Here is a 1,393-nt window from a genome sequence, read left to right on the forward strand (position 1 = left end):
ATAGAGCGATTTAAGGGTATGCAAAGTTTATTTGTTGAACACGATGACCTGGTCGTAGATAACTTTGTAAATAGTATTGCAAATAACCATTTGCAGATAGTTGGGGCTGAATTGATATTGGGAAAGATTTATGAGAAAATAGGTTTCCCAACTGGTGGGTCATGCAAATATTTCAAGAATCTGGTTTTATACCGGCTTGTTTATCCTGGCAGTAAATTAAAAACCGTAGATTATTTCGGGAATCATCTAAACATTGACGTGAGCGTTTACACTATTTACCGATTCCTAGATGAACTCAACAACGATATTAAACCAACTATAGAGCAGATATCATTTGAGTACACCAAGAACCTTTTGGGAGGAAAGGTTGGTGTTGTATTTTATGATATGACGACCTTGTATTTCGAAGCTTCAGAAGAAGATGATTATCGCATCACTGGTTTTTCAAAAGATGGCAAACACCAACAACCTCAAATCATGATCGGGTTGCTGGTCAGTTCGCAAGGTTTTCCTATTGGGTACAAGATATTTGAAGGAAACACTTCAGAAACAAAGACTCTGATTCCTGTTCTGGAGACTTTTCAAGAAAAGTTTAGCCTGGACAAGCCGATAATCGTGGCAGACGCAGCACTGCTTTCCCAAAAGAACATTGATGCGTTAAATGAGCATGGTTACCAGTATATTCTTGGAGGAAGGGTTAAAAATGAGACAGAAGCAATCAAAACAAAAATCATTCAACTGAAAATTGAAGAAGACAAACCCAAAGAATTAAAAAGTAAAAATGGCAGGCTAATCATCAGCTACTCGCCCAAAAGGGCATACAGGGACAATAAAAATCGAGAGAAAGGGCTGATCCGGTTAGAGAAAAGGGTTAAGAGCGGAAAGTTATCTAAAGAACATATCAACAACAGAGGTTACAATAAATATCTGAAACTAACTGGCCAGGTAAACATTACAATTGACTACGAAAAATATGAAGCAGATGCTCTGTGGGACGGGTTAAAGGGGTATGTAACAAACACAGGCTTATCCAGAAAGATAGTGATTGAAAATTATAGTCAATTATGGAAAATTGAAAAAGCCTTCCGCATTTCAAAAACGGATTTAAGAATACGCCCCATCTATCATCGATTAAAGAGCAGAATTGAAGCGCACATATGCATATGTTTTACCGCGTATTCCATCTATAAGGAATTGGAGCGCTTGCTCAATTACAATAATATCAAGTTGTCTCCTGAAAAAGCAATAGATGAGATTAAGGAAATTAGGCAATTAAGGTATATCCTGCCAAAATCCAAAGAAGTAAAAACTAAAATTTTGCAACCTACTGAAATCCAATCAAGGTTATTAAATATGAAAATTTAAAAGTGGGTCATGCAATGCACAAAACAGG

At 36.7% G+C, this 1,393-nt stretch carries 1 protein-coding gene; it reads left to right on the plus strand.

Annotation, left to right across the window (positions count from 1 at the left end; all coding sequences use genetic code 11):
- A partial coding sequence (locus ACRD64_RS25210; RefSeq protein ID WP_430937408.1) for an IS1634 family transposase occupies positions 1-1,365 on the plus strand: 1,365 nt, incomplete at its 5' end.
- Positions 1,366-1,393 lie beyond the last annotated feature (28 nt).

The sequence above is a fragment of the Saccharicrinis sp. 156 genome, from assembly GCF_050589685.1.
Taxonomy (GTDB): Bacteria; Bacteroidota; Bacteroidia; order Bacteroidales; family Marinilabiliaceae; genus Saccharicrinis.